26 protein-coding genes and 1 tRNA gene are annotated in these 23769 nt (G+C 64.9%); 9 read left to right on the top strand and 18 right to left on the bottom strand.

The window, feature by feature from the left end; genetic code table 11:
- Positions 1 to 39: 39 nt before the first annotated feature.
- Both G7077_RS10925 and G7077_RS10920 read right to left on the bottom strand, forming a co-directional pair.
- Positions 40 to 699 carry an RlmE family RNA methyltransferase gene (locus tag G7077_RS10925; protein WP_166411730.1) on the bottom strand — a complete coding sequence of 220 codons (660 nt, stop codon included), beginning with the start codon at positions 697 to 699 and terminating at the stop codon, positions 40 to 42.
- The gene (locus G7077_RS10920; protein WP_166411729.1) at positions 696 to 1751 is read right to left on the bottom strand and encodes a Ppx/GppA phosphatase family protein; all 1056 of its coding nucleotides are present in this window, start codon (positions 1749 to 1751) and stop codon (positions 696 to 698) included. The genes G7077_RS10925 and G7077_RS10920 overlap by 4 nt, the downstream gene beginning before the upstream one ends.
- Positions 1752 to 1892: 141 nt before the next feature.
- Between G7077_RS10920 and G7077_RS10915 the strand changes: the two genes are divergently transcribed.
- Positions 1893 to 1966, top strand: a tRNA-Gln gene (locus G7077_RS10915).
- A gap of 3 nt (positions 1967 to 1969) precedes the next feature.
- On the opposite strand, the gene phoU is transcribed toward G7077_RS10915, so the two are convergent.
- The 7 genes from phoU to G7077_RS10880 all read right to left on the bottom strand — a co-directional run bounded on the left by phoU (position 1970) and on the right by G7077_RS10880 (position 9174).
- Positions 1970 to 2671 (bottom strand): phosphate signaling complex protein PhoU, encoded by a 702-nt coding sequence (phoU, locus tag G7077_RS10910; protein ID WP_166411728.1) that lies wholly within the window; start codon positions 2669 to 2671, stop codon positions 1970 to 1972.
- An 11-nt stretch (positions 2672 to 2682) separates the two neighbouring features.
- Positions 2683 to 3429: a phosphate ABC transporter ATP-binding protein PstB gene (pstB, locus tag G7077_RS10905; RefSeq protein WP_246167557.1), complete on the bottom strand. Its 747-nt coding sequence runs from the start codon at positions 3427 to 3429 to the stop codon at positions 2683 to 2685.
- A 196-nt stretch (positions 3430 to 3625) separates the two neighbouring features.
- Positions 3626 to 4840, bottom strand: coding sequence for a phosphate ABC transporter permease PstA (pstA, locus tag G7077_RS10900; protein WP_166411727.1), 1215 nt, complete (start codon positions 4838 to 4840; stop codon positions 3626 to 3628).
- A 31-nt stretch (positions 4841 to 4871) separates the two neighbouring features.
- Positions 4872 to 6254, bottom strand: a complete 1383-nt coding sequence (pstC, locus tag G7077_RS10895; RefSeq protein ID WP_166411726.1) for a phosphate ABC transporter permease subunit PstC — start codon at positions 6252 to 6254, stop codon at positions 4872 to 4874.
- Between the two features lie 13 nt (positions 6255 to 6267).
- A complete protein-coding gene (locus G7077_RS10890) occupies positions 6268 to 7305 on the bottom strand; it encodes a substrate-binding domain-containing protein (protein ID WP_166412451.1) in 1038 nt (345 codons plus the stop codon).
- A gap of 97 nt (positions 7306 to 7402) precedes the next feature.
- Entirely contained in the window at positions 7403 to 8404 is a 1002-nt protein-coding gene (locus G7077_RS10885; protein ID WP_166411725.1) for a sensor histidine kinase, read from the bottom strand.
- 80 nt (positions 8405 to 8484) lie between these two features.
- Complete coding sequence (locus tag G7077_RS10880) at positions 8485 to 9174, bottom strand: DUF2490 domain-containing protein (RefSeq protein ID WP_166411724.1); 690 nt, start codon at positions 9172 to 9174, stop codon at positions 8485 to 8487.
- 149 nt (positions 9175 to 9323) lie between these two features.
- Here G7077_RS10880 and G7077_RS10875 point away from each other — a divergent pair, with 149 nt between their 5' ends.
- Entirely contained in the window at positions 9324 to 9980 is a 657-nt protein-coding gene (locus G7077_RS10875; protein ID WP_166411723.1) for a PilZ domain-containing protein, read from the top strand.
- Positions 9981 to 10050: 70 nt separating this feature from the next.
- The gene (locus G7077_RS10870) at positions 10051 to 11280 is read left to right on the top strand and encodes an SGNH/GDSL hydrolase family protein (RefSeq protein ID WP_166411722.1); all 1230 of its coding nucleotides are present in this window, start codon (positions 10051 to 10053) and stop codon (positions 11278 to 11280) included.
- Here G7077_RS10870 and G7077_RS10865 read toward each other — a convergent pair.
- On the bottom strand, positions 11277 to 11780 hold the full coding sequence (locus tag G7077_RS10865; RefSeq protein WP_166411721.1) for a LytR/AlgR family response regulator transcription factor: 504 nt from the start codon (positions 11778 to 11780) through the stop codon (positions 11277 to 11279). The genes G7077_RS10870 and G7077_RS10865 overlap by 4 nt on opposite strands.
- Positions 11781 to 11903: 123 nt before the next feature.
- Positions 11904 to 12614, bottom strand: coding sequence for a cell wall hydrolase (locus G7077_RS10860; RefSeq protein WP_166411720.1), 711 nt, complete (start codon positions 12612 to 12614; stop codon positions 11904 to 11906).
- 300 nt (positions 12615 to 12914) lie between these two features.
- On the opposite strand from G7077_RS10860, the gene G7077_RS10855 reads away from it, so the two are divergent.
- Together G7077_RS10855 and G7077_RS10850 are read left to right on the top strand one after the other, a co-directional pair.
- Positions 12915 to 13313, top strand: coding sequence for an EVE domain-containing protein (locus G7077_RS10855; RefSeq protein WP_166411719.1), 399 nt, complete (start codon positions 12915 to 12917; stop codon positions 13311 to 13313).
- Between the two features lie 62 nt (positions 13314 to 13375).
- Positions 13376 to 15280 carry a DUF5060 domain-containing protein gene (locus tag G7077_RS10850; protein WP_166411718.1) on the top strand — a complete coding sequence of 635 codons (1905 nt, stop codon included), beginning with the start codon at positions 13376 to 13378 and terminating at the stop codon, positions 15278 to 15280.
- A 4-nt stretch (positions 15281 to 15284) separates the two neighbouring features.
- On the opposite strand, the gene G7077_RS10845 is transcribed toward G7077_RS10850, so the two are convergent.
- From G7077_RS10845 to G7077_RS10825, 5 genes are all read right to left on the bottom strand, one after another.
- The gene (locus G7077_RS10845; RefSeq protein ID WP_166411717.1) at positions 15285 to 16316 is read right to left on the bottom strand and encodes a sensor histidine kinase; all 1032 of its coding nucleotides are present in this window, start codon (positions 16314 to 16316) and stop codon (positions 15285 to 15287) included.
- Positions 16316 to 16726 (bottom strand): response regulator, encoded by a 411-nt coding sequence (locus G7077_RS10840; RefSeq protein ID WP_246167553.1) that lies wholly within the window; start codon positions 16724 to 16726, stop codon positions 16316 to 16318. The genes G7077_RS10845 and G7077_RS10840 overlap by 1 nt, the downstream gene beginning before the upstream one ends.
- 26 nt (positions 16727 to 16752) lie before the next feature.
- Positions 16753 to 18237, bottom strand: coding sequence for a sensor histidine kinase (locus tag G7077_RS10835; RefSeq protein ID WP_166411715.1), 1485 nt, complete (start codon positions 18235 to 18237; stop codon positions 16753 to 16755).
- 114 nt (positions 18238 to 18351) lie between these two features.
- Positions 18352 to 20169 (bottom strand): translational GTPase TypA, encoded by a 1818-nt coding sequence (gene typA, locus G7077_RS10830; RefSeq protein WP_166411714.1) that lies wholly within the window; start codon positions 20167 to 20169, stop codon positions 18352 to 18354.
- A 76-nt stretch (positions 20170 to 20245) separates the two neighbouring features.
- Positions 20246 to 20650, bottom strand: coding sequence for a MarR family winged helix-turn-helix transcriptional regulator (locus tag G7077_RS10825; RefSeq protein ID WP_166411713.1), 405 nt, complete (start codon positions 20648 to 20650; stop codon positions 20246 to 20248).
- A gap of 55 nt (positions 20651 to 20705) precedes the next feature.
- Between G7077_RS10825 and G7077_RS10820 the strand changes: the two genes are divergently transcribed.
- Positions 20706 to 21890: an MFS transporter gene (locus G7077_RS10820; RefSeq protein WP_206367629.1), complete on the top strand. Its 1185-nt coding sequence runs from the start codon at positions 20706 to 20708 to the stop codon at positions 21888 to 21890.
- Here the strand turns inward: G7077_RS10820 and G7077_RS10815 are convergent.
- On the bottom strand, positions 21887 to 22039 hold the full coding sequence (locus tag G7077_RS10815) for a hypothetical protein (RefSeq protein ID WP_166411712.1): 153 nt from the start codon (positions 22037 to 22039) through the stop codon (positions 21887 to 21889). The genes G7077_RS10820 and G7077_RS10815 overlap by 4 nt on opposite strands.
- Before the next feature lie 127 nt (positions 22040 to 22166).
- Between G7077_RS10815 and purS the strand changes: the two genes are divergently transcribed.
- From purS to G7077_RS10800, 3 genes are read left to right on the top strand one after another with little or no spacing between them, the layout of a single operon-like run.
- Positions 22167 to 22406, top strand: coding sequence for a phosphoribosylformylglycinamidine synthase subunit PurS (gene purS, locus G7077_RS10810; RefSeq protein WP_166411711.1), 240 nt, complete (start codon positions 22167 to 22169; stop codon positions 22404 to 22406).
- On the top strand, positions 22403 to 23071 hold the full coding sequence (gene purQ / locus G7077_RS10805) for a phosphoribosylformylglycinamidine synthase subunit PurQ (RefSeq protein WP_166411710.1): 669 nt from the start codon (positions 22403 to 22405) through the stop codon (positions 23069 to 23071). The genes purS and purQ overlap by 4 nt, the downstream gene beginning before the upstream one ends.
- Complete coding sequence (locus G7077_RS10800) at positions 23068 to 23481, top strand: GFA family protein (RefSeq protein WP_166411709.1); 414 nt, start codon at positions 23068 to 23070, stop codon at positions 23479 to 23481. The genes purQ and G7077_RS10800 overlap by 4 nt, the downstream gene beginning before the upstream one ends.
- Positions 23482 to 23483: 2 nt before the next feature.
- Here the strand turns inward: G7077_RS10800 and G7077_RS10795 are convergent, their stop codons facing one another.
- Positions 23484 to 23699, bottom strand: a complete 216-nt coding sequence (locus tag G7077_RS10795) for a hypothetical protein (RefSeq protein ID WP_166411708.1) — start codon at positions 23697 to 23699, stop codon at positions 23484 to 23486.
- Between the last annotated feature and the right edge of the window lie 70 nt (positions 23700 to 23769).

Genomic DNA, 23769 nt, shown 5'->3' with positions numbered 1-23769 from the left:
CAGCCGAACGACCGCTTTACTCGAAAAGGGCCACCGACTCTAGCTCGGAGGCGCTGCGTCGTCAGTGCCCTTGAACCCCTGGGCGACCACATACCATTCGCTGCTATCCTTGCGGCTGGCGGGGGGCTTGGCGTGTTTCACGGTGGTGAAATGGCGCTTCATCTCCGCGACGAGATTATTGTCGGCGCCGCCCGCAAGCACCTTGGCGACATAGGCACCGCCGGGCTTCAGCACTTCCGTCGCGAACTGGAGGCCGGCCTCGACCAGCCCCATGGTACGGAGGTGGTCGGTCTGCGGATGCCCGACGGTGTTCGCGGCCATGTCGGACAGGACGAGGTCGGCCGGGCCGCCCAGCGCCTCGCGCAGCTTGTCGGGCGCGCTCTCGTCCATGAAGTCCATCTGCAGGATGGTGACGCCGTCGATCGGGTCGGTGGGTAGAAGGTCGATGCCGACGACGTTCGACTGCGGCAGCCTTCGGCGGACGACCTGGCTCCATCCGCCCGGCGCGATGCCGAGGTCGACGATCGCCCTGGTGCCCTTCAGGAAGCCGAACTTCTCGTCGAGCTCGATAAGCTTGAAGGCGGCGCGGCTGCGGTAATTCTCTGCCCTGGCGCGCTTCACATAGGGGTCGTTCAGCTGGCGCTCGAGCCAGCGTGTCGAGCTGACCTTCCGCCCCTTGGCGGTGCGGATGCGCTTCATAGCTGGTAGCCGTCGCGGGCCATCATCGACCGGAGAATGCCCTCGCGGATGCCGCGGTCGGCAACGCCCAGGTTCCTGGCCGGCCAGATGTCGAGGATCGCCTCCAGGATCGCGCAGCCGGCCAGCACCAGATCCGCACGTTCAATGCCGATGCAGGGCAAGGCGGCGCATTCGGCATGGGTCATTTCGGAAATACGAACGCTGATGTCGCGCATCGCCTCGATTGGCACGTGAAGGCCGTCGATTACCTTGCGGTCGTAGGAGGGCAGCGCCAGGTGCACGCTTGCGAGCGTCGTCACCGTCCCGCTGGTGCCAAGCAAGCGGATGTCGTCGGATCGTGCAGGCAAGGTATCCGCAAATCGCGCAAACGCGTGACGCGCACGCTCCCGCATCCTCTTGTAGGCCGATGGCCGCTCGGCGCCCTCGATTGCCTCCCTGCCCTCGCTTTCCGTCAGCGAAACGACGCCCCATGGCGCACTCCACCAGCTGCGGATGCGGGTGGTGCCGTCGTCCTGGTCGATCAGCACCAGCTCGGTCGAGCCGCCGCCGATGTCGAAGATCAGCGCGGCGCCGTCGCCCGGCTCAAGCAGCTTATGGCAACCGAGCACTGCAAGCCGTGCTTCCTCCTGCGGCGGAATGATGTCGAGGACGATCCCGGTCTCCTCTCGAACCCGGTCGACGAAGTCCTGTCCGTTCTCCGCCCGGCGGCAAGCCTCCGTCGCGACCGAGCGGGCCAGGGAGACGTTGCGGCGGCGGAGCTTGTCGGCGCAAACGGAGAGCGCTCCTACGGCGCGGTCCATCGCGTCCTGCGACAAGCGATTGCTCTGGGACAGACCTTCGCCGAGCCTGACGATACGGGAGAAGGAGTCGACGACGGTGAAGCCGCCCTCGTCCGGCCGGGCGATCAACAGGCGGCAATTGTTGGTGCCAAGATCGATGGCGCCATAGGTGTGACGCTGCGACGGTCGCGCATTGTGCGCCGGTGATTGAGCCGGTGTGCCGGGCGCCCTTGTGCGGTCCGGGGCCGGCGCGGTGGCGGCCCTTTGCGCCATGTCCTCGCCCATTCTATCCTTGACCGCCCGTATGAGCGGCTGACTTGAGCCGCTTAAATCATAGTTTGCGGTGTGGGGGCAAGCTGCGGGCAGTGGCGGCGTTGACAGGGGACAAGCCCCTTTCTATCTCGCCCGCCTCACTGCCCCGTCGTCTAATGGTAAGACTACGGATTCTGATTCCGTCTATCGAGGTTCGAATCCTCGCGGGGCATCCACCCTCACTTACGATCTGTCAGCGCGTCCGTGCGGCTGTGGTCGGCCATGTGCTGGCCGGTCGCGGCGTAATAGACCATTTCGGCGATGTTGGTGGCGTGATCGCCGACGCGTTCCAGATTCTTGGCGACGAACAGCAGGTGCGCCGACTGACCGATGGTGTGCGGATTTTCCATCATGTGGGTCAAAAGCGTGCGGAAGATGCTGTCGTAGAAATCGTCGACGGCGGAATCTCGACGGCAGACGTCCAGCGCCGCCTCGGCATCACGCTGAACAAAGGAATCGAGCACGTCGTGGACCATACCGGTCGCGATCCGCGCCATTTCGGGAAGCAGCGACAAGGGCTCGATCTTGCCGGCATGTTCCAGCTGCGGAACCCGCTTGGCGATGTTCTTCGCATAATCGCCGATGCGCTCGACGACGCCCGAGATCTTCAGCGCCGCGACGACATCGCGAAGGTCCCCGGCCATCGGCGCGCGGAGGGCGATCAGCTGCACCGCCCGGCGCTCCGTCTCAATTTCCAGAGCGTCCAGCTTCTTGTCATTCTCCACGACCCGCAGCGCACCGTCGGAGTCGCGCTGGACAAGGCAGCGCATGGCTTCGCCGATCGCATGTTCGGCAAGGCCGCCCATCTGGCTGATGAGCGCACGGACTCGGTCGATGTCCTGGTCGAAGGCCTTGAGGGTATGTCCGCCGGTCTGTTGCATGTCTGCTCCGATCAGCCGTAGCGGCCGGTGATGTAATCCTGGGTGCGCTGTTCGCGCGGGTTCGTGAAGATCTCGCTGGTCTTCCCATATTCCACCAGCTCGCCCAGGTGGAAGAAGGCCGTCCGCTGCGACACGCGCGCGGCCTGCTGCATATTGTGGGTGACGATGGCGATTGCGTAGCGGCCGCGAAGCTCGTGGATGAGTTCCTCGATCTTGGCGGTCGCGATCGGGTCGAGCGCCGAGCAAGGCTCGTCCATCAGGATCACTTCCGGATCGACGGCGATTGCGCGGGCGATGCACAGGCGCTGCTGCTGACCGCCGGAGAGGGCGGTTCCGGACTCGTTCAGTCGGTCCTTGACCTCGTCCCACAGGCCGGCGCGCTTCAGCGATTTCTCGACGATCTCCGCAAGCTCATTCTTCGAGTTGGCGAGGCCGTGGATCCGCGGCCCGTAGGCGACATTTTCGAAGATCGACTTGGGGAATGGGTTGGGCTTCTGGAACACCATGCCGACCCGGGCGCGGAGCTGCACCACGTCCATGTCGGGTGCATTGATGTCGTGGCCGTCGAGCTCGATGAGGCCGGTCACGCGCGCCGCAGGGATCGTGTCGTTCATCCGGTTGAGGCAACGCAGGAAGGTCGACTTGCCGCAGCCCGACGGCCCGATGAACGCAGTCACGCGATCGTCGTGGATGTTGATGGAGACGTTCTTGATCGCCTGCTTCGGTCCGTAGAAAACGCTGATGCTTTCCGCGCGCATCTTGGGCGTGCGATCATCGCTTACTTGCTCGGCCTGTTCATGGGCGGTCGCGGGCGAAGCGAAGGACACCGGCTCGGCAGGCAGGTTGTCGTCCTCCATTACCGAAGCCCCTGCACGATGCGCGTCTGCGCTGATGGCGGCTGACGGCATCGGCACCGGCGTGTTCGTGTTGATCGGCATTTTCTCTTTCACGGGGTCACCACCGGCGTTCGAAGCGGTTGCGAAGGTAGATCGCAAGGCCGTTCATGAGGAGCATGAAGACAAGCAGGACGATGATCGCGGCGCTCGTCTTCTCGACGAATGCGCGGTCGACTTCGTCCGACCAGAGGAAGATCTGCACCGGAAGTACGCTGGCCGGATCGGTAATCCCGCCCGGCGGGCTGGCGATAAAGGCGCGCATGCCGATCATCAGCAAGGGCGCGGTCTCCCCGAGCGCTCGCGCCATTCCGATGATGGTGCCGGTGAGGATGCCCGGAAGCGCCAGCGGCAGCACATGGTGAAAGACGACCTGCATGGTCGAGGCGCCAACGCCGTAGGCGGCATCGCGGATCGAGGGCGGCACCGACTTGATGGCATTGCGGCCGGCAATCACGATCACCGGCATGGTCATTAGCGCCAGCGTCAACCCGCCGACCAGGGGCGCCGAGCGCGGCAGGTGCATGACGTTGAGGAAGACCGCGAGGCCGAGCAAGCCGAAGATGATCGACGGCACCGCGGCAAGGTTGTTGATCGACACCTCGATCGCGTCGGTCCACCGGTTCTTTGGCGCGAATTCCTCCAGGTAGACGGCCGCCAGCACGCCCACCGGGAAGGCGAGCAGCATGGTGACGAGGATCGTCAGGAAGCTGCCCTTGAGTGCTCCCCATACGCCAGCCGCGGACGGGTCGGTCGCATCCGATGCGGTCAGGAAATCGAGGTTGAACCTTTGCCTCAGCGCGCTCTTCGCCTGCAGGGCAGCCACAATCGCCTCGCTCGCGGCCTCGCCGTCATGCTTGGCGGCGACATCGACATCGCTTGCGACGGGAAGCCACACTTCGCGCGGAGCCTCGAGCAGCCCGGGATCGCGGATCAGCTTGCGGCCGAGCTCGCGCGCGGCGGAGGCTCCGAACATCCCCTGCCCGCTTGCGCCATACTCCGCCGCCGCCGACTTGATGAGCGCGCCTTCGAGATCGGCACCGGCGACCAGCGCGGCACCGTCGGGCCCGCGCAGCGCGGCCGGATCCAGGAACAAGTCCGACCGCGGAAGGTCGAGGGTCAACCGCGCCTCATGATGGATGAAACCGCCCAAACCGCGCGTCGCCATGGTCACCAGCAGGAAAGCCAGGAACAGCAGCGAGACGCCGATGGCGGCGAGACCCGCCAGCTTGAACCGGCGCTCGGCGGCATAGCGGCGGCGAACGCGCGCCTGCATCCGCTCATCGGTCCATCGAGAAGCGGCGCCGCTATTCATATGCTTCCCGGTACCGGCGAACCACCGTCAGCGCGACGAGGTTCAGCCCCAGGGTGATGAGGAACAGCACGAGGCCGAGCGCGAAGGCGGCGAGCGTCTTGGCGCTGTCGAACTCCTGGTCGCCGGTCAGCAGCTGGACGATCTGCGTGGTCACGGTGGTGACGCTGCTGAACGGGTTGGCTGAGAGGTTGGCGGAGAGGCCGGCGGCCATGACCACGATCATCGTCTCGCCGATCGCCCGGCTCACGGCGAGCAGGACGCCGCCGACGACGCCGGGGAGCGCGGCCGGAAGCACGACCTTGCGGATGGTCTCGGACTTTGTGGCGCCCATCGCCAGACTGCCGTCGCGCATCGCCTGCGGAACCGCGGCGATGCTGTCGTCCGCCATCGAGCTGATGAAGGGTATGATCATGATGCCCATCACGAGCCCGGCCGCCAGCGCGCTTTCACTGCTCGCCGAACTGATGCCGATCCCGACACCGACGTCGCGCACCAGCGGCGCGACGGTGAGCGCGGCGAAATAGCCGTAGACCACGGTCGGAATGCCGGCGAGAATCTCCAGGATCGGCTTCAGCCAGGACCGCACCCGCGCGTGTGCATATTGGGTGAGGTAGATCGCGCTCATCAGGCCGAGCGGGATGGCGACGATCATGGCGATGATCGCACCGATGAAGATGGTGCCCCAGAAAAGCGGGATAGAGCCGAAGGCGCCAGAGGAACCCGCCTGGTCCGCCCGAAGCGCCGTCTGCGGGCTCCACTGAGTTCCAGTGAGGAACTCGACCGGCGACACCATCGAGAAGAAGCGCAGGCTTTCGAACATCAAGGAGAGGAAGATTCCGAGCGTCGTCAGGATCGCCAGCAACGAGGCGGCGAGCAGCAGCCCCATGACCCAGCGCTCGACCCCGGTGCGCGCCCGGAATGCGGGAGCGGAGCGGCGGAGGGCGAACAATGCTCCGGCGAGCGCGAGCAGCACGCCGCCAAGCATGCCGACGCCGGCAAAGCGCGTCTGCGCCTGCCGAATCTGCGGTGCCAAGACGCTGGACTCGGGATTGAAGCCCTGCGCCCGCTGACCGGCGGCAATCTCCGCAGCTTCCTGCAGGATCGCCTCACGCTGCATCTCGAAGTCCGGAAGAGCGCGGCCCTCTGGGCTCGCCAGCACCGTCTGCCGAACCAACCCGTCCTGGACCGGCGACCAGACCGCCAGGAACAGCAAGGCCGGGACCAGCGCGCAAAAGGCGGTGTAGGAGGCGTGATAGACCGGCAGCGAGTGAAGCCGGACACCGGCCCGCCGCTTCGCCTGGACGCGGCGAAAGGCCATCAGTGCCGCTCCCGCCGCGATCAGCAGGATCGCGACAAGAGCGAGTCCGAGCGACATTGGGAAGATCCGCTTACTTCAGCGTTGCCGGGTCGAGCGGCTTCAGTTCGGCGGCCTGCTTGGCAGCTACAGCCGCATCCGCATCATGGAGCGGCACCAGGCCGAGCCGCTCCAGCGACCCGCCCTTGCCCCACGCTTTGGCGAAGGCAGCGATATACTGGCGGATCAGCGGCTTGGCCTGGATATGTTCGGCCTTGGCGTAGACGTAGAGCTTGCGCGCTCCGGGATAGGTCAGGTTGCTGATCGTCTCGGAAGTGGGATCGACGCCGCCCAGTTGGACCGCGCGAACCTTGTCGGCGTTTTCGGCGAGAAAGCTATAGCCAAGCACGCCCAAAGTGCCCGGATCGGCCGCCACCTTGTTCACGAGCAGATTGTCGTTCTCGCCGGCTTCGACGAAGGCACCGTCTTCGCGGACCTTGGTGCAGATGTCCTTGTGCTTGGCCTCGTCGGCCTTTTTCAGCGCCTTCATCGCCGGATCGCTTTCGCAACCCTTGGTCAGAATGAGCTCGGCGAGGCTGTCGCGGGTACCGGACGTCGGCGGCGGGCCCATGACCCGGATGGCGACGGCGGGAAGCGCCGGATTGACGTCCTTCCAGGTCTTGGCGGAGTTGGGCTTACCGAACGGATTGGCGGCAATCGCGGCATAGACGTCGCGCACCGTCAGCTTCATCGGCTGCGCGCTGTTCGCTTCGATCAGAGTCAGGCCGTCAATGCCGATCGGCACTTCGATGATCTGCTTGGCGCCCGCCTTCGCGCACGCCTCATATTCGCTGACCTTGAGCTGACGCGACGCGTTGACGAGGTCGGGATATTGGCTGCCGACGCCGCCGCAGAACAATTTGATGCCCGCGCCAGTGCCAGTCGATTCGACGATCACGCCGGTCCCCGCATTCGCGCGCTGGAAGTCCTCTGCGACGGCCTTGGCAAAGGGGTAAACGGTCGAGGAGCCCACCACCTTGATTTGCGAGGATGAACCGCCGGATCCGCCCCCATTGCTTCCGCAAGCCGCAAGCGCCGCGGCCGAAGCCAGCACGATCAAATGTTTCAACATCACCGGTTCGTCCCCTAAAGCTCTCATGGGCGCGCACTATGGACGTCTTCTGACTCCAACATGACGTCCGCGTTACAGTTTTGTTACAATCCGCCGATCAACCCTGGGCGGGCAGCTGAACCGTCACTCGCGTGCCCACCCCGACCTCGCTTTCGATCGACAGCCGGCCACGATGACGCTCGACGATATGCTTGACGAGCGCGAGCCCAAGACCCGTGCCGCCGCTGTCGCGGTTGCGGGAATCGTCGACCTTGTAGAAACGCTTGGTGAGGTGCGGGATATGCGCTTTGGCAATGCCCGGCCCCTCGTCCTCGACGCTGATTACCACCCAATGGTCGGCCACCGACAAGCGCGAGCGAATGCTGCCTTTCCCGCCCGGACAGCCGTAGCGAAGCGCGTTGGACAGGAGGTTGTCGAACAATTGTCCCAGTTGCGCAGAATCGCCCACCACGGTCGGGATGCCCTCTTCGATCTGGGTCTCGAACAGGCAACTGCGCGCGCCCGGGCTGCGCTTCACGTCACCGACGGCGGCGACCAGCAGGTCGGGCAGGGAAACCTGCTCCCGAAGCGCCTCGAACCTCCCGGCCTCGACCCGCGACAGGCTCATCAGGTCGTCGATGATCCGGACCATGCGCTTGGCTTCCAGGCGGATGATGGACGCAAGGTGCGAGCGCTCGTCGTCGCTCATCACGGGATCGTCGGCCAGCGGCTCGGCATAGCCGAGGATGGTCGACAAGGGCGTGCGCAGCTCGTGGCTCGCATTGGCAACGAAATCTGTCCGGATCTTATCGGCCGCGACCGCTGCGCTGGTGTCGAACAACCGGATCAGCAGGCGCCCGCCGTCGAGCGTCCGGACAGTCAGTCGCCACGGCCTTCCGAATTCGCCGATGCCGGTGATGTCTGCGTCCGCTGACCGCCCGCTGAGAATACGTTCCAGCGCCACCGGGTGACGGATCGCGAGCCGCACGTCCTTTCCTTCGATGCCGGCTCCGAAGAGCGATCGGGCGGCGTCGTTGGCCGCATCGATGATCAAGGACCCGACGATCAGGCTCGGCTCCTCCAACGCTTCGATCAAGTTCCGGTCGGTACCGCTCGTCATCTTCGCTCCCGAAGCGGGCTGCTATGAAGCATTCGTGACAGTCTCGCGACAAAAGCGTGACCGATGGAGGTCTCGCGCGCTCAAAGGCTGGTGCTGATCGCGAAATGCGCGACATGGTCGCTGGTGTCCTCGCCATCCTTCACGAAGCCGTGCTGGTTGAGGTAGCCCGCTTCGACGGTCACGGTCTTGTTCAGCTTGGTGGAAACGGCGACAAGATTGCGAACGCGATCGAGCCCCTTCTTCGCCTGGAAGCTGGTCGTGTTGAGGTTGATGAAAGGCTCGGACGTCAGGTTGAGGTTGGTTTTTCCGCCACCTCCCAACGGCAGCGCATATTTGAGATAGGGGCGAACGCGCCATCCGGTGCCGTCGCCACCCTCCCGCCAGCGCTGCTCGGCGCGAAGCCGGGCACTGAGCTTGCCCTTTCCAACCGTAGCGAAATTGTCGACGGTCACCTGCTCCCGCGCGCGCCGTTCCATGATCGTGAAGTCGCCGCCCGCATATTGCGGGTCATGGGTGTAGCCGGCCCAAACCGTTACCGACTTGTTGAGCCGATAACCGAGCAGGGTGTTGCTCTCGATTTCATACAGGCCGTTGCGATTGTCGCTGAAGCGACCGACCAGTTCCTGCGACAAGCGGAAATTGCCGCCGAGCTCGGCCGTTGCGCTTGCCGTCGTCCAAAGCTGCGAGTCCTCCCGCGCGGAGGCTTGCTGTGCCGTGCACGCGGCGGCTGCAATCATCAAAATGGCGGACGGTCTGCTCACTGACTTCATCGGATACCCCTGTGTCGACCCGCGCTTACGACAGTTTTGTTGCAGTTTTTTGTCAATCGGGGCGCGGCGCGACAGTTTCGTGACTCGCAGATGTCGGAAGGGACCACCTTTCGGTAACCTTGTTCTGCTACGGCATTCGATGGGAGCGGATGACGTTGAGCGAGGGCATGGTCCAGGTCCGAGAATCGGATGCGCGTGCTGCGCCACGGACCAACATGTTCATCGCCGCTACCTTGTACTGGGATCGCCATCGTCATCCGGTGAAGGTCCGCAACATGTCCTTGACGGGCGCACTCATTGAAACGCCGGTGGTGCCGCCGACCGGAACAGGCATTCACCTGATCCGCGGCAGCTACAGCGCGGAAGGCCGCGTCGTCTGGGCCGACTGCAAGCGCTGCGGCGTCCACCTTTCCGCCCCCGTCAACGTGCGCGAATGGCTCGCCCCGCCGGCAAATGCCGAACAGCAGCGCGTCGACGATATCGTTGCCCTGGTGAAGGCCGGGGCCGTGCCGCTGCCGGGCGGGGCCTTCGGAAGCAGGCCAGGCCTCCCTTCCGACCTCGGCAAGGATCAGCTTGCCGCGGACCTTGGCCGCGTGTCGCAACTGATGGAGGATCTCGGCGACGATCTGGCGGGGGAGCCCGAAACCTTGATGCGCCACGCCACCAAGCTCCAGAACCTCGACATCGCCATGCAGATGCTGGCCGCTATCTGCAGCGAGCTTAGCGCGCGGGACAATGGCGATGCCTCCCGCATGGCGCGGATCGAGGATTTGCGCACAAGCTGCGACCAGGCGCTGAAGCGCTAACCACTATACCGTCGTCCGGATCGGCGGCATGGTCACCGCAGCCATCAGAGCCGCAGGAGAGGTCGCCGCTATGTTGATGTGGAAACGCTGGATCGCCGGAATAACCCTCGTGGCTGCCGCCGCAATGCCGGCCACCGCGCGGGACTCCTGGGTCGCAAGCTGGGCGTCGGCGCAGATGGTACCGCAGGGCGACCAGGTGGTGCCCACCCTCGACTTCAAGAATTCGACCTTGCGGCAGCTGGTTCGGGTCAGCCTCGGCGGCCGAGAGCTTCGTGTCCGGCTGTCCAACGCCTTCGGTCGCGAGCCGCTGACCATCAATGGCGCCAGCGTCGGCGTGGCGGTGGACCCCGCCTCGCCGAAGCTTCGGCCGGGAACCAGCCGGCCGCTCCGCTTCGGAGGCGCGACGGCAATCACGATCCCGGCCGGTGCCGAGTTCGTATCCGATCCCGTGGCGCTGCCGGTTGCCGCGCTGACGACGCTCGCCGTCTCGATCCACTTTCGCGATCACCCCTCGGTGGTGACAAGCCATCCCGGATCCCGCGCGACGTCCTACATCGGCAAGGGCGACCAGCTCGCGTCGGTCGATTTCAGCTCGGCGGCGACGGTGGATCATTGGTACCAGCTGACCGGCGTCGACGTCCTGGCGACAAGCAGGGGCGCGGCAATCGCCCTGCTTGGCGACAGCATCACCGACGGTTTCGGGGTCAAGCCCAACACCAACGCCCGCTGGTCGGACACGTTAATCCGCCGCCTGCAGGCCTCGCCGCGCACCCGGCACCTTTCCGTGCTCAACCTGGGCATCGGCGGCAATCGCATCCTGCTTGACGGGCTCGGCCCCAATGCGGTTGCCCGGTTCGAACGCGACGTGCTGATGCGCGACGGCGTCAAATATCTGCTGATCCTTGAAGGCGTGAACGACCTCGGTACGCTTACTCGAGACGCGCCGGTCAGCGCAGAGGAGCATCGCGCCTTCGTCCGCCGCTTGCTCACCGGTTACGCGCAGATCGTCGCCCGGGCCCGAGACAAGGGCATCAAGGTGATCGGCGCTACGATCCTGCCCTACGGCGCATCCGCTTATTACCACCCGACCGCCGCCAACGAGGCCGACCGGCAGGCAATCAATGCGTGGATCCGGGCGCAGGGCAATGTCGATGCGGTGGTGGATTTCGACGCAGTGACCCGCGATCCCGCGCGTCCCGAACGGATGCGGAAGGAGCTGGACTCGGGCGACGGACTCCACCCCTCGCTCGACGGCTACCGATTGATGGGCGAAGCGGTGCCGCTCAGCTTGTTCCGTTAATGCTGGGTGCCCGCAATCCAATGTTCGATGCGGGTGCGCAGCGACAGGCGTGAGGGGATGAAGCCGGTCACCTCCTGAACCGGTGCGGTCTGCTCTTCATACATGGTGAGATTGGCCGGCACCTTGGGACGCAGCGTCTCGCGCCCCCGCATTCGGTCTTCCGCCATGTTGAGGGCGCGGTGGATCTCCTCGGCCGTGAACGGCTTCAGCAAGCAGCCGAGCGCCAGGTCGGGCATCGGAAAGCCTGGTGACTTGCCGGTCACGAACAAGGTCGGGACGTCCAAGTCGTGAAGTCGAACCGCAAGCGAAAAGCCGGTCGTCCCGCGGGCAAGGTGAAGGTCGACGAGCGCCAGGTCGGGCAAGTCGCGCTCCGCCTCCGCGATGGCGCTGTCGGCATCCCCGACCGTCGCCGTGACCCGGTACCGCGGATTGTCCTCGATCAGATATTTAAGCGTGGTCGCAAGCGCGGAGTCATCCTCCACCACCAGGATCTTCAGCATCGGCGCGCCCTCCCCTAAGCCACGGAAACTTGCGGCTTATCGTTGCGCCAAACGGCCGCTCTGCGAATCCCTTCGCGCCCCGATTAACGCTGAAGGGAATCCGCGATGCGCCGAACCGAGCGATCAGGCGCGGTAGAAGATGTGAGTGCCGATCTTTTGCACCCTGCTCAGGCGCTTGCCCCAGCCCGGAGCGACATAATCGGCATGGTACCAGAGCACATCGTTCGGCAGCGCCTCGATGGCCGTTGCAACCGCAAGACGGGTGACTCCCAAAGCCCGCTGCCAGGACGCGGAGGACTGATCGATGTAGGGGATGTGGCCGGTGTGCGGATTGACGAAGGAAAATTGCCAAGGCTGCTTCACGGTGCCGCACCAGCTGGCGGGATAACGGCCGGACGCGGCACGGTTCATGATGACCCGGGCAACGGCCATCTGGCCCTCGACGCTTTCGCCGCGCGCTTCGTGGTAGACGGCTTCGGCGATGCAGGTGGCCTGCTCGTCGAGCGGCGCGCCGACGCTGTAGCGGTCGACGAGACCTGCGAGGTGCCAGCCGTTCTGCTGCAGCCACACCGCTTCCTTGGCGATGTCGGGGCCAAGTCGAACGGTGACGGATGAGGCGGCGGCTTTCTGAATGACGCTGCCGCCAGTGGTAACGACCGCATTGATGGCAGGAGCAGCGATTGGCGTGGCCAGTGCGGTCGCATAAGCAGTCGACGCGGGCGCAGCGATGCCGGCCGGAGCCGCCGGCGCGGCAACCGCCTGAGTGGGGCTGAAGGCAAGCATGAATAGACCTGTGACCGCGGACAAGCCGCGGCTACCCATGATGCGGTTCATTTAGTCTCTTCCGTGTCGGTGGCAGGTGCCGCCGTCCAGCGCATCGGCGCTTCCCGGCAGTTGGCCCTTGCAGATTTAAGCTCTTGAGCCTGCTGCGCTTTTCAGCGTCCCGGCTCGCTCTCGATGAGGTCCATTTATGTTGAAATTAACGCGGTTCAACGAAAGTTCGTTGAGTCGAGCCATCCAGGCGATGAGCGTGCGGAACCTTTTCGTTTGTCGCTGGAGTGGCTCCACTCACCGTGGAACACGCACTTTGCGGAGGCCGAAAGCACGACTAAGCGCGCGTTCGAGGAGATTCGAATGGCGCGCTGGCTGCTGAAATCGGAACCGACGAGCTACAGCTGGGACGATCTCGTGCGGGACGGTGGGACCGAGTGGGACGGTGTCCGCAATCCCACTGCCCGCATCAACCTTCGCGCAATGAAGACGGGCGATGAGGCTTTCTTCTACCGCTCCGTGCAGGAGCCCGCGATCGTCGGCATCGCGCGCATCACCCGCGAAGCACAGCCTGACGCCAAAGACCCGAACTGGGTCTCCGTGCGGGTCGAGCCCGTGCGGGAACTGACGCCCGTGTCGCTAAAGTCCATCAAGTCCGAGCCAAAGCTCGCCGCAATGGAACTGCTCCGCCAATCCCGCCTGTCCGTGGCACCGGTGCGCGAGGAGGAGTGGGAACTTATCATCGCAATGGCGAACGCCTGATATCCGCCAAGCATTGCCGCCGCGCGGGTTAGCGCTACCATGCCCAACCTGGAGGATGTTCGATGCGCGTTCGGCTGATTGCATTTCTGTGCCTGATCCTTGGCCTCGTGGCGTCGCCGGCGGCCGCGGCACGCCTCCAATCGGGTGAGGTCCACGTCTGGGAGGTGCAGGAGATCACCTTCGAAGCGGCGCGCGATTATCCAAACCCATACAAGGACGTGGACCTGTGGATTGAACTCCAGGGGCCGGGCTTCAGCAAGAAGGTCTGGGGCTATTGGGACGGAGGACGCACCTACAAGGTCCGGTTCGTGGCAAGCGCGCCCGGCGAGTGGCGATGGAAGGCGGCCTCGAACAAGGCCGATGCGGGTCTCGCCGGAGGCAATGGAGTTCTTAAGGCCGTGGCCTGGACCGCGGAGGAGATCGCCGCCAATCCCAATCGCCGCGGCTTCGTTCGGGCCAGCGGCAACGGCCATGCCCTCAACTATGCCGACGGCTCCCCCTACTTCCTGGTTGGCGACACCTGGCTCGCCGCCTCGACCTGGCGCCTGCCGTTCAAGGGCGTTCAGCCCGCCGCCGACTATGTGCCGGCCGAGGGGATCAGCTTCGAAGAGGCAGTCACTTGGCGCAAGCGGCAGGGCTTCAACTCCGTCTCCTTTATCGCAGCCTTTCCCAATTGGGCGGCCGACGCGCACGGCGCCACCTACGCCAACAAGGATGGCGTCTACCTCCGCAACGCCTGGGAGAAGTTCGGCCATTGGGCGCCGAGCGCAAAGATCAGCACGGCCGACGGAGCGCTGACCACCGGTAAGGACATGCACGACGAAGCGGGGAACCGGCCGTTCGAGGTGTTCGCCAACCGCGAGGGGCTGGCCAACTTCGACCGCTTGAACCCGGCATACTTCCGCAGCCTCGACAAGAAGATGCGCTATTTGTCGGAGGAAGGCTTCGTCCCCTTCTTCGAGCCGATCCGCCGCGACAATGCGCCGTCATGGAAGCGATATTTCGACTTCAACGAAAGCTACGCACGCTTCATCCAGTATCTGATCGCCCGCTACGGCGCCTACAACATGGTGTTCAGCGGCATCCATCTCGACTGGATTCCGAAGGACTTCAGCCTGACTGCCGACGAGTTCAACGCGGCGCTGACCTACCATCACAAGAAGTACGGCCCGATGCCGTTCGGCCAGCCGTTCACGACCTTGATCGACCGGTCGACCTATAAGGTTTTCGGCCATGGCCAGCAGGCGCCGTGGCTGAGCATGCACACGGTCGGCAACAATCCGCGCAACCACGCCATCTATGCGTCGATCGAGGAGCTGTTCCGCCTTTCACCGGCTATGCCGGCCGCGAACCTGGAGCCTTATTACACCGGCTGGAATCACAGCATCAATCGGCCGGGTGGCGAGACTCCGGCGGAGAATAGCCCGCGCGACAACTACTTTGCCCGCGCGATGATGTACGGCTCCGTCCTGTCGGGCGGGCTCGCCGGCCACGTCCACGGCACCGCCGCGTACGACCTCACCAGCACCGGTGAGCCGGCCGGCTGGCGGCCGCACATCTGGACGGCGCTGAACTATCAGTCCGGCGGCCAGATGCGGCACCTCAAGAGCTTCATCCTGTCCGAAGGTGCCCGCTATCAGCAGCTCCAGCTCGCGTCGGGCGACATCGCGCCTCGAAGCATCCCGAACGCGCTCGACGACGGCCTGGACGGCTGGTCCTTCCTGATGCGCACACCCGACAAGGGATTTGCGCTCGCCTATTTCGAGAACAAGGCGCTGCGACCACAGCTGAAGGGCTTTGCTCCCGGCGTGCGATATCAATGGAACTGGTTCGACCCGCGCAGCGGCCGGTGGCACGCGCCGCTATCTGTGCGGAGCGACGCCGCGGGCGTGCTTGCCGCCCCACCCTTCCCGGAGGGAGCGGCGCAAGCGAATGGCGACATAGCCGCCAAGATCCTGATCCGGTGAAGCGCTAAAGCGCGGCGCTTAGGCTCGCGCGAACGCCTTTGTGGGCCCGGTCGTAGGTGACGCTGGTCGCAAGCGACTTGGCCATGGCGGTGATGAGCTTCGATCCCAGACCCGTGCCGCGCGGCGAGTCCGTCAGGCTCATGCCGCAGCCGTCATCCTCCACCGTCAGGCGGAAGCCGTCCGAATGCTCCCGCGCGAAGTGGATCCGGACTTCGCCGGGCACGCCCTCGCCATAGGCATATTTGCAGGCGTTGGTGACGAGCTCGTTGACGATGACCCCAAGCGACAGCGCTTTTTCCGCCTGCAACCTGACCGGCTCGGCCTGAAGCCGGATCGGGCGCGGTGCCGCCTCGGTAGACCAGGTCTGCTCGAGCTCGCGGACGAGTACGGCGAGATATTCGTCCATCGCCACCGATTGGACGTCGTCGGAAGCGTATAGGTTGCGGTGGACCTGGGCGATCGCATCGATGCGCCGCTGAGTGTCGCCAAGCGCATCGCGCGCCGCCTCGTCGGTCAGGATGCGCGACTGCATGCCGACCATGGTCGACACAAGCTGCAAAGAGTTGGCGACGCGGTGGTTCACTTCGCGAAGCAGCGTGTGCAAGCGCTCGTTCGAGATGCGCAGCGCCTCCTCGGCCTCCGCCTTCTGCCGCTCCAGCTTTGCTTTCGATAGCGCCTGGTCGAAGGCCTTTTCGAGCAGGTCGACGAAGTCGCCGCCCGCCGACTTGACGACATATTCGGCGGCACCAGCCTTCAATGCCGCAACGGCAACGCTGCTTTCTTCCGAGCCGGTAACGTAGACGACGGGCAGCCCGGGCACCGCCTGGTGGATCGCCGTCAGAGTCGACAGGCCGTCCATCTCCGGCATGTAATGGTCCACCGCGACGAGGTCGAACGGCTCGGCACGCACGAGATCGAGCGCCTGGCCGCCGGTCGCGGCAGTGACGACGTCATAGCCGCGCCGGCCCAGCAGCCGCTCGACCAGCCGCCGAAGACCGTCGTCGTCATCGACATAGAGTACGCGCCGTGCGTCCATCAGCTTTGCGGATCGGGTACCTGAATGACGGACAGAAAAAGGCCGAGCTGGCGGATGGCATCGGCGAAATTCTCGTAATTCACCGGCTTGGTGATGTAGACGTTGCAGCCGAGGTCGTAGCAGCGCTGGATCTCCTGCCGGTCGTCGGTCGTGGTCAGCACCACCACCGGGGTCGCCTTCAGCCGATCGTCGCCCTTTACCCGCCCAAGGATGTCGACCCCGCTCATGTCCGGCAGGTTGAGGTCGAGGAGGATCAGCGCGGGCCCGTTCTGCGCCGGACCGTTGGGATCGTTGAAGATGTAATCGACCGCCTTGCCGCCTTCGACAAAGTGGCAAATGTCATTGTTGATGCCGGCGCGCCGGATGTTCTTCTCGATCAGCCGGGCATGACCCTCATCATCCTCGATCATGATGATGTTGACGGGGCGTTGCGTGTTCACTGGCCACCTTCCTGGCTAATGTAATTTGGCGGCAGGCTTAGACGGAATGTCGAGCCTTCGCCAAGCGTCGACTCCACCGTCACCATGCCGCCGAGGCGGTAGGCAAGCGCGCGGACGTGCGCGAGCCCGATGCCTTCGCCGGGCTGGTCCTGACTTCCCGCGCGGCGGAATAGTTCAAAAACCCGCTCATGATCGGCCGGAGCGATTCCGCGGCCGTTGTCGGCAACGTCATATTCGACGAGTCCTCCCCGTCTGGCCCCGCGGATCCGGATCACGCCCGGACGGCCCGTCTGCAAATATTTCAGCGCATTTTCGGTAAGGTTCGAAAGGATCTGCTCCACGGCGATCCGGTCGCTGACGATGTCGGGCAGTTTGCCCTCCACCTCGATCGACGCGCCCAGCTCCACGGCGCGGTGGCTGAGGCTGTTGATCACCTCGCCCGCGATTGTGTCCATCTCCAGTCGTTCAGGGGCGAGTGTTCGCCGGCCTTCGCGGGAAATCTTGAGGATGGCGTTGATGAGCCGATCCATCTTCTGTGCAGACGACCGGATGAAGGTGATCGCTTCGGGCAGATCTTCGCGCGCCATGCGCGCATCGTCCGACACCAGCTGTGGCGCTTCGGCATCCGCTTTTTCCACCAGCTTGCCGATCGACTTGCTGGCCGCTTCCAGTTCACCGGTAAAACCGAGAATGTTGACCAGCGGCGATCGAAGGTCGTGACTGACGATGTAGGCGAAACGCTGGATCTCGTCGTTGGCGCGCTGAAGATCGGTGGTGCGTTCGCGGACCGCCGCTTCGAGATTGGTATTGAGCAGGTGCAGCCGGTCGCGCGCGCTGGTGAGATCCCGCGTGTAGCGACGCACGAGCCAGAAGCTTGCGGCGCCGACAGCCAGCAGCAGGAGGCCGGTGAGCGCCAGCACCGCCTGCATCCAGCGAAGCGTCGTCTTTTCCCGGTCGCTTCGCTCCTTCAGGCGTCCATAGGAGGCCTCGCGCATCTGTCCTGTGAGGGCGCGGATCTGACGAAGCGTGGTTGCAGCGCTTGCCGCCTGGAATTTAGCCAGCGCCTCTGCACGGTTACTGTCTGCAAGCTGCATCGAGCGACGCAGTTCCGCCAGCTGCGCGTCGATCAACGGTCGTACGCGAGCTGCTCGCGCTTTCTGGTCGGGGACTTGCGCAACAAGACCCTCAAGTTCCGCCATCGTGGCCGGCACCAGGCGGCTATTCTCCTCATAGACCTGACGGCGATAGTCGGAGCGTGCCAGGAGATATCCGCGGCGTCCGTTCTCCGCACGCTCAAGCTGAATCTCAAGCAGCGAGAGCTGTCCCACCACCGAATAGGTCTGGCGGACAGCGTCGACGGAGCGCTGGTTCAACGAAAAGACGAAGATGGCACTGATGAGGGCGACGAGGAGCAGCAGGAATCCCGCCGCGACCCCCAACAGCGCCAGCCGGTTGAAACGCCGGTCGTCCAGTTGAAACATCAGGTCAGGCCTTGCTGCTCGTGGCGCATGGCTCCGGCCCTAGTCGGACGATAGGCTTGCAACAAGCCGTGTGGCCCGCGCGCACCCAATGGATGGCGCGGGCAACTCGTCCGTTCAGGCGGCCTCGGCCTTCCGGCTTTGGCGCTTGCGCTCGTGCGGGTCGAGGTAGCGCTTGCGAATGCGGATCACCTTGGGGGTGACCTCCACAAGCTCGTCGTCCTGAATGTAGGCGATCGCCTGCTCCAGGGTCATGCGGCGTGGCGGGGTCAGGCGAATGCCTTCATCCTTGCCGCTGGCGCGGAAGTTGGTGAGCTGCTTGGACTTCAAAGGGTTGACCTCAAGGTCCTGCGGCTTGGCATTTTCGCCGATCACCATGCCTTCGTAGAGCATGTCGCCCGGCGAGATGAACAGCACGCCGCGCTCTTCCAGCATGTTGAGCGAGTAAGCGACCGCGGCGCCCGTCTCCATCGAGATGAGGACGCCGTTCTGGCGGCCTTGGATCGGACCCTTGTAGGGACCATACTTCTCGAACAAACGGTTCATGATTCCGGTGCCGCGCGTGTCGGACAGGAATTCGCCGTGGTAGCCGATCAGGCCACGCGACGGGGCGGAGAAGGTGATGCGGGTCTTGCCGCCGCCAGACGGGCGCATGTCGGTCATCTCGGCCTTGCGCATCGCCATCTTCTCGACGACCGTGCCGCTGAACTCGTCGTCGACGTCGATGACGACCGTTTCATACGGCTCTTCGCGGCCGTTCGGGCCGTCGCGGTAAAGCACGCGGGGGCGGCTGATCCCGAGCTCGAAGCCTTCGCGGCGCAGCGTCTCGATCACCACGCCGAGCTGAAGCTCGCCGCGGCCGGCGACTTCAAACGCTTCGCCGCCCGGAGTCTCGCTGATGCGGATGGCGACATTGCCTTCCGCTTCGCGCTCGAGGCGCTCGCGGATGACGCGGCTCTGGACCTTGTCGCCGTCCTTGCCCGCGAACGGACTGTCGTTGACGGCGAACGTCATGCTGAGCGTTGGCGGATCGATCTCGCGCGCATGAAGCGGCTCAGTGATCTGCGGCGTGCCGATGGTGTTGGAAACCGTCGCCTTCATAAGACCCGCGATGGCGACGATGTCGCCCGCCTTGGCGGACTCCACCGGAACACGCTCAAGACCCTGGAAGGCGAACAGCTTGGTGACCCGGCCGTCCTCGACGGTCTTGCCGTTCACGTCGACGGCCCGGATCGGGTCGTTGACGTTGAGCGTGCCGCTCTCGATGCGGCCGGTCAGGATACGGCCGAGGAAATTGTCGCGATCGAGCAAGGTCGCGAGCATCTTGAACTCGCCAGCAGGATCGAGCGCCGGTGCGGGCACGTGATCGACGATCTTCTGGAACAGCGGCGTCAGATCGCCCTCGCGAACCGTGTCTTCCTCTCCCGCGTAGCCCGCGCGGCCCGAGGCGTAGAGCACCGGGAAGTCGAGCTGGTCGTCGTTGGCATCGAGATTGAGGAACAGTTCGAAACATTCGTCGAGCACTTCCGCCGGACGCGCATCCGGACGGTCGATCTTGTTGACGACGACGATCGGACGAAGGCCGAGGCTCAGCGCCTTGCCGGTGACGAACTTGGTCTGCGGCATCGGCCCTTCGGCGGCGTCGACCAGCAGAATGACGCCGTCGACCATCGACAGGATGCGCTCGACCTCGGCACCGAAGTCGGCGTGGCCCGGCGTGTCGACGATGTTGATGTGGGTGCCGTTCCATTCGACCGAGGTGCACTTGGCGAGAATGGTGATCCCGCGCTCCTTCTCCAGGTCGTTGGAGTCCATCGCCCGTTCTTCGACGCGCTGGTTGTCGCGGAAGGTACCGGATTGGCGGAAGAGCTGGTCGACGAGCGTGGTCTTGCCATGGTCGACGTGGGCGATAATCGCCACGTTGCGCAGATTCATGATTTTTCCTGGGGGTAAGAGTTGGCCGCGCGCTTAGCGGAATTGCTGCAATGCGGCAACCGGTCGCGGCGGGCTTTTAGCGCTCGAGTATTTCGACGGCGCGCTCCACGGCGCGAAGCTCCGACTGAGCAAGGCGGCCGAGACGGTCGGCGATGACGGCGCTCGCCTTGGGCTTGGCGTCGAGCAGTTTGCGCCCGTCCTCGGTCAAGCGCAGGCACAGGCGGCGGCGATTGTCGGGATCGGGCGCGCGCTCGACGTGGCCGGAGCGGACCAGCGCGTCCACCGCGCGGCTGACCGCCGGAGCGCCGCGGCCGACGTTGGCCGCTACCTCATTCAGCGTCGACGGCTCGCGCTCGGCGATAGCGGCGAGAAGGTTGCGCCGCGCGCGGTCGGCACGCTCCGCCGGACCGTCCACAACCCAACGCTGCGCCACCGCGCCCAAGCGCTCGGCAAGCTTGTCGACGGGAACGGTCCAGTTCATCGTTGCAGCGTAGCAAATGTTTGCGGAGATGCAATATTGCCGATAGCTTGATGCCGTGAAGCCGCCTTCAACCCGCGCGAAGCTCCCCCGCAACGTCTGGGTGCTCGGCTTCGTCAGCATGCTGATGGACCTCAGCAGCGAGATTTATCATTCGCTGCTGCCGGTGTTCATCACCGTAACTCTCGGCCTGCCTGCCGCGGCGCTGGGTGCGGTCGACGGCGTTGCGGAAGCGACGGCGAACTTTGCGAAACTCGCGTCGGGGCGGCTGTCGGATCGCACGGGCCGGCGCAAGCCCTTGGTCGCAGCCGGTTACGGGCTCGCCGCTTTGTCCAAGCCCTTGTTCCCAATGGCCGGGAGCCTGGTCGCGGTCCTTGGGGCGCGCTTCGCCGACCGGATCGGCAAGGGCATCCGCGGCGCGCCACGAGATGCGATCATCGCCGATGAGACCCCGCCCGAGATCCGCGGCCGCGCGTTCGGGTTGCGGCAGGCGCTGGACACGGTCGGTGCGCTGCTGGCGCCGCTCGCCGCCATCGGGCTGATGCTGCTGTTCGCGGACGACATTCGCGCCGTCTTCTGGGTAGCGGTGATCCCGGCCGCCCTCTCCTTCCTACTGGTCCTGATCGCGCTGAAGGAGCCGGAGCAGCGGCTCGCCGCATCGTCGCAGAAGATGGTCGCCGCCTTTCGAGATCTGGACCGGAACATGCGGCGCCTGATCGCGGTCGGCTTCCTGTTCGCACTCGCCCGCTTTTCCGAAGGCTTCCTCATTCTCAAGGGCGTGGAGGCCGGATTGTCGCAAACCTATGCGCCGCTGACCCTGGTCCTTTTCAACTTGGTGTTCCTCGCCTTCGCGTATCCCGCAGGCGCGCTGAGCGACCGCGTGGCGCCGCGAACATTGCTGATGGCCGGGCTGGCGGTGCTGATTGCCGGCGACCTGGTGCTGGCCGGTGTTCCGGGCCTCGCAGGGCTGGCGCTCGGCGTCGCGCTTTGGGGGGCGCACATGGCGTTAAGTCAGGGCGTCATGGCGCGGATGATCGCCGATGCGGCACCACCGCAGCTGCGCGCGACCGGCTTCGGCGCGTTCTACTTCGTGACCGGGATCGCGACCTTGCTCGCCAGTCTTGCCGCCGGCCTGATCTGGGATCGGGACGGGTCAGCCGCCGCCTTCGTCGCCGGTGCCGCCGTCGCCGCGGTTACCCTGGTGATGCTGACCTTGCTTCCGGATCGCAAAGCGGTGGCTTAGGCCTTCGACTTGTAGCCGCAGATGATGCCCATGATGAAGGTGGTGATTAGCGCCAGCTGCACCTTTCCTTCCGGGTCGCTCCAGCCGAAGTAAGCGCCGCCCCAGCCGACCAGGGCGACGAATAGCGCGATGCACAAACCCCAAAGCATGACCCACCCCCGGGCAGAAGCTCCTGGTCATGCCATGCACCCGCTACGGTAAACACCGGGTAAAGCTTGCCGTCGCGGCTGCGCAAAGCCATAGGGGCGGCAACAGCAAGCAGCCGGGAAAAGACACATGAAAGCGCGCGTGTTCGTGACCTTGAAGCCGGGTGTTCTCGACCCCCAGGGCAAGGCGATCCACCATGCGCTGGAAGGCTTGGGCTTCGGCGGCGTCAACGACGTTCGCGCGGGCAAGCTGATTGAACTCGACCTTGCCGAGGGCACATCGGACGGCGACATCGAGGAGATGTGCCGCAAGCTTCTCGCCAACACGGTGATCGAGAATTTCCGGATCGAAAGGCTGCAAGCGGCGTGAAGAGCGCGGTTATCGTCTTCCCCGGGTCCAATTGCGATCGTGACCTTGCGGTGGCGATCGAGCAGGTGACCGGCCGCGCACCCGCGATGGTGTGGCATCGCGAGGCGGAGCTTCCGGACGGAACCGACTTCATCGGCCTGCCGGGCGGCTTCTCCTATGGCGATTATCTGCGTTCCGGCGCGATGGCGGCCCGCTCGCCGGTGATGCAGGCGGTTGCAGATGCGGCGAAGCGCGGCGTTCCCGTCTTCGGCGTCTGCAACGGCTTTCAGGTGCTGACCGAGGCGGGGCTGCTGCCGGGCGCGCTGATGCGCAATGCCGGGCTGTCATTCGTGTGCCGGCCGGTGGCGCTGAAGGTCGAGAATAGCCAGAGCCTGTTCACCAGCCGCTACCAGGCGGGTGAACAGATCACGATCCCCGTCGCCCATCACGACGGCAATTATCAGGCCGATCCCGAGACCCTCAAGAGGCTCGAGGGCGAGGGCCGCGTTGCCTTCCGCTATCAGGAAGGCTGCAACGGCTCGGCCAATGACATAGCCGGAATCCTCAACGAGAGCGGCAATGTGCTCGGCATGATGCCCCATCCGGAACGGGCGGTCGAGGCTGCGCATGGCAACACGGACGGCCGCCGCCTGTTCGAAGGTCTACTGGAAGCGGTGAGCGCGTGACGATCACCGGCGGCTGCCTATGCGGGGCGGTGCGGTACGAGGTCACCGCCGAGCCGTTGGCCGCCCGCACCTGCTGGTGCCGTCTGTGCCAGTATCTGGGCGGTGGAACGGCGACCGCCAACGTCGCTTTCCCATCCGACGCGGTGACCATCACCGGTGAACTCGCCGATTACGAAAGCGTCGCGGACAGCGGCAACGTCATGCATCGCGGCTTCTGCCCCAAGTGCGGGACACCGGTAACGAGCGCCGCGGAAGCGCGGCCGCACCTCATCTTCCTTCGCGGCGGAACGCTGGACGACACCAGCATCGCCGCACCGCAAGCGACCATCTGGACGAGCCAGGCACCGGCATGGGCCTGCATCGACGAGACGATCCCCAGCCACCCGGCGCAGGTGCCGCCGGCCGCTTGATCCTAGCGGCGCGCGGACGGTGCGCGGCGGACCGGAAGCTCGGTGCAGCCGCTGCTTGCGGGCGGCGCCATGCACATCAGGACTCGGTCCGGGCCTTTTCGGTCGACGACGATGGTCTGACGCTCCAGCGTTGTCGGGTCGGTCAGGATGACCACCGTCGCAGCTTGGGCCGACGAGCCGATCACCATCAGTGCGAGAGCCAAAGCAATCTTGCGCATAACTTCCCCTGGTTGATGAGGAGAATGTCACGTTCCGCGGCTGAAGGGTAGATGAACGTTTCGGAGGCGT

Origin of the sequence: Sphingomonas piscis, assembly GCF_011300455.1 — a bacterium.
Lineage (GTDB): Bacteria > Pseudomonadota > Alphaproteobacteria > Sphingomonadales > Sphingomonadaceae > Sphingomicrobium > Sphingomicrobium piscis.
This window is presented reverse-complemented; position numbering and strand designations above follow the sequence as displayed.

Excerpts from the sequence above, each read along its gene's own strand:
- G7077_RS10925 (WP_166411730.1), bottom strand. The coding sequence starts at position 699 with ATGAAGCGCATCCGCACCGCCAAGGGGCGGAAGGTCAGCTCGACACGC.
- G7077_RS10920 (WP_166411729.1), bottom strand. The coding sequence starts at position 1,751 with ATGGCGCAAAGGGCCGCCACCGCGCCGGCCCCGGACCGCACAAGGGCG.
- phoU (WP_166411728.1), bottom strand. The coding sequence starts at position 2,671 with ATGCAACAGACCGGCGGACATACCCTCAAGGCCTTCGACCAGGACATC.
- pstB (WP_246167557.1), bottom strand. The coding sequence starts at position 3,429 with ATGCGCGCGGAAAGCATCAGCGTTTTCTACGGACCGAAGCAGGCGATC.
- pstA (WP_166411727.1), bottom strand. The coding sequence starts at position 4,840 with ATGCAGGCGCGCGTTCGCCGCCGCTATGCCGCCGAGCGCCGGTTCAAG.
- pstC (WP_166411726.1), bottom strand. The coding sequence starts at position 6,254 with ATGTCGCTCGGACTCGCTCTTGTCGCGATCCTGCTGATCGCGGCGGGA.
- G7077_RS10890 (WP_166412451.1), bottom strand. The coding sequence starts at position 7,305 with ATGTTGAAACATTTGATCGTGCTGGCTTCGGCCGCGGCGCTTGCGGCT.
- G7077_RS10885 (WP_166411725.1), bottom strand. The coding sequence starts at position 8,404 with ATGACGAGCGGTACCGACCGGAACTTGATCGAAGCGTTGGAGGAGCCG.
- G7077_RS10880 (WP_166411724.1), bottom strand. The coding sequence starts at position 9,174 with ATGAAGTCAGTGAGCAGACCGTCCGCCATTTTGATGATTGCAGCCGCC.
- G7077_RS10875 (WP_166411723.1), top strand. The coding sequence starts at position 9,324 with ATGACGTTGAGCGAGGGCATGGTCCAGGTCCGAGAATCGGATGCGCGT.
- G7077_RS10870 (WP_166411722.1), top strand. The coding sequence starts at position 10,051 with ATGTTGATGTGGAAACGCTGGATCGCCGGAATAACCCTCGTGGCTGCC.
- G7077_RS10865 (WP_166411721.1), bottom strand. The coding sequence starts at position 11,780 with ATGCTGAAGATCCTGGTGGTGGAGGATGACTCCGCGCTTGCGACCACG.
- G7077_RS10860 (WP_166411720.1), bottom strand. The coding sequence starts at position 12,614 with ATGAACCGCATCATGGGTAGCCGCGGCTTGTCCGCGGTCACAGGTCTA.
- G7077_RS10855 (WP_166411719.1), top strand. The coding sequence starts at position 12,915 with ATGGCGCGCTGGCTGCTGAAATCGGAACCGACGAGCTACAGCTGGGAC.
- G7077_RS10850 (WP_166411718.1), top strand. The coding sequence starts at position 13,376 with ATGCGCGTTCGGCTGATTGCATTTCTGTGCCTGATCCTTGGCCTCGTG.
- G7077_RS10845 (WP_166411717.1), bottom strand. The coding sequence starts at position 16,316 with ATGGACGCACGGCGCGTACTCTATGTCGATGACGACGACGGTCTTCGG.
- G7077_RS10840 (WP_246167553.1), bottom strand. The coding sequence starts at position 16,726 with ATGATCGAGGATGATGAGGGTCATGCCCGGCTGATCGAGAAGAACATC.
- G7077_RS10835 (WP_166411715.1), bottom strand. The coding sequence starts at position 18,237 with ATGTTTCAACTGGACGACCGGCGTTTCAACCGGCTGGCGCTGTTGGGG.
- typA (WP_166411714.1), bottom strand. The coding sequence starts at position 20,169 with ATGAATCTGCGCAACGTGGCGATTATCGCCCACGTCGACCATGGCAAG.
- G7077_RS10825 (WP_166411713.1), bottom strand. The coding sequence starts at position 20,650 with ATGAACTGGACCGTTCCCGTCGACAAGCTTGCCGAGCGCTTGGGCGCG.
- G7077_RS10815 (WP_166411712.1), bottom strand. The coding sequence starts at position 22,039 with ATGCTTTGGGGTTTGTGCATCGCGCTATTCGTCGCCCTGGTCGGCTGG.
- purS (WP_166411711.1), top strand. The coding sequence starts at position 22,167 with ATGAAAGCGCGCGTGTTCGTGACCTTGAAGCCGGGTGTTCTCGACCCC.
- G7077_RS10795 (WP_166411708.1), bottom strand. The coding sequence starts at position 23,699 with ATGCGCAAGATTGCTTTGGCTCTCGCACTGATGGTGATCGGCTCGTCG.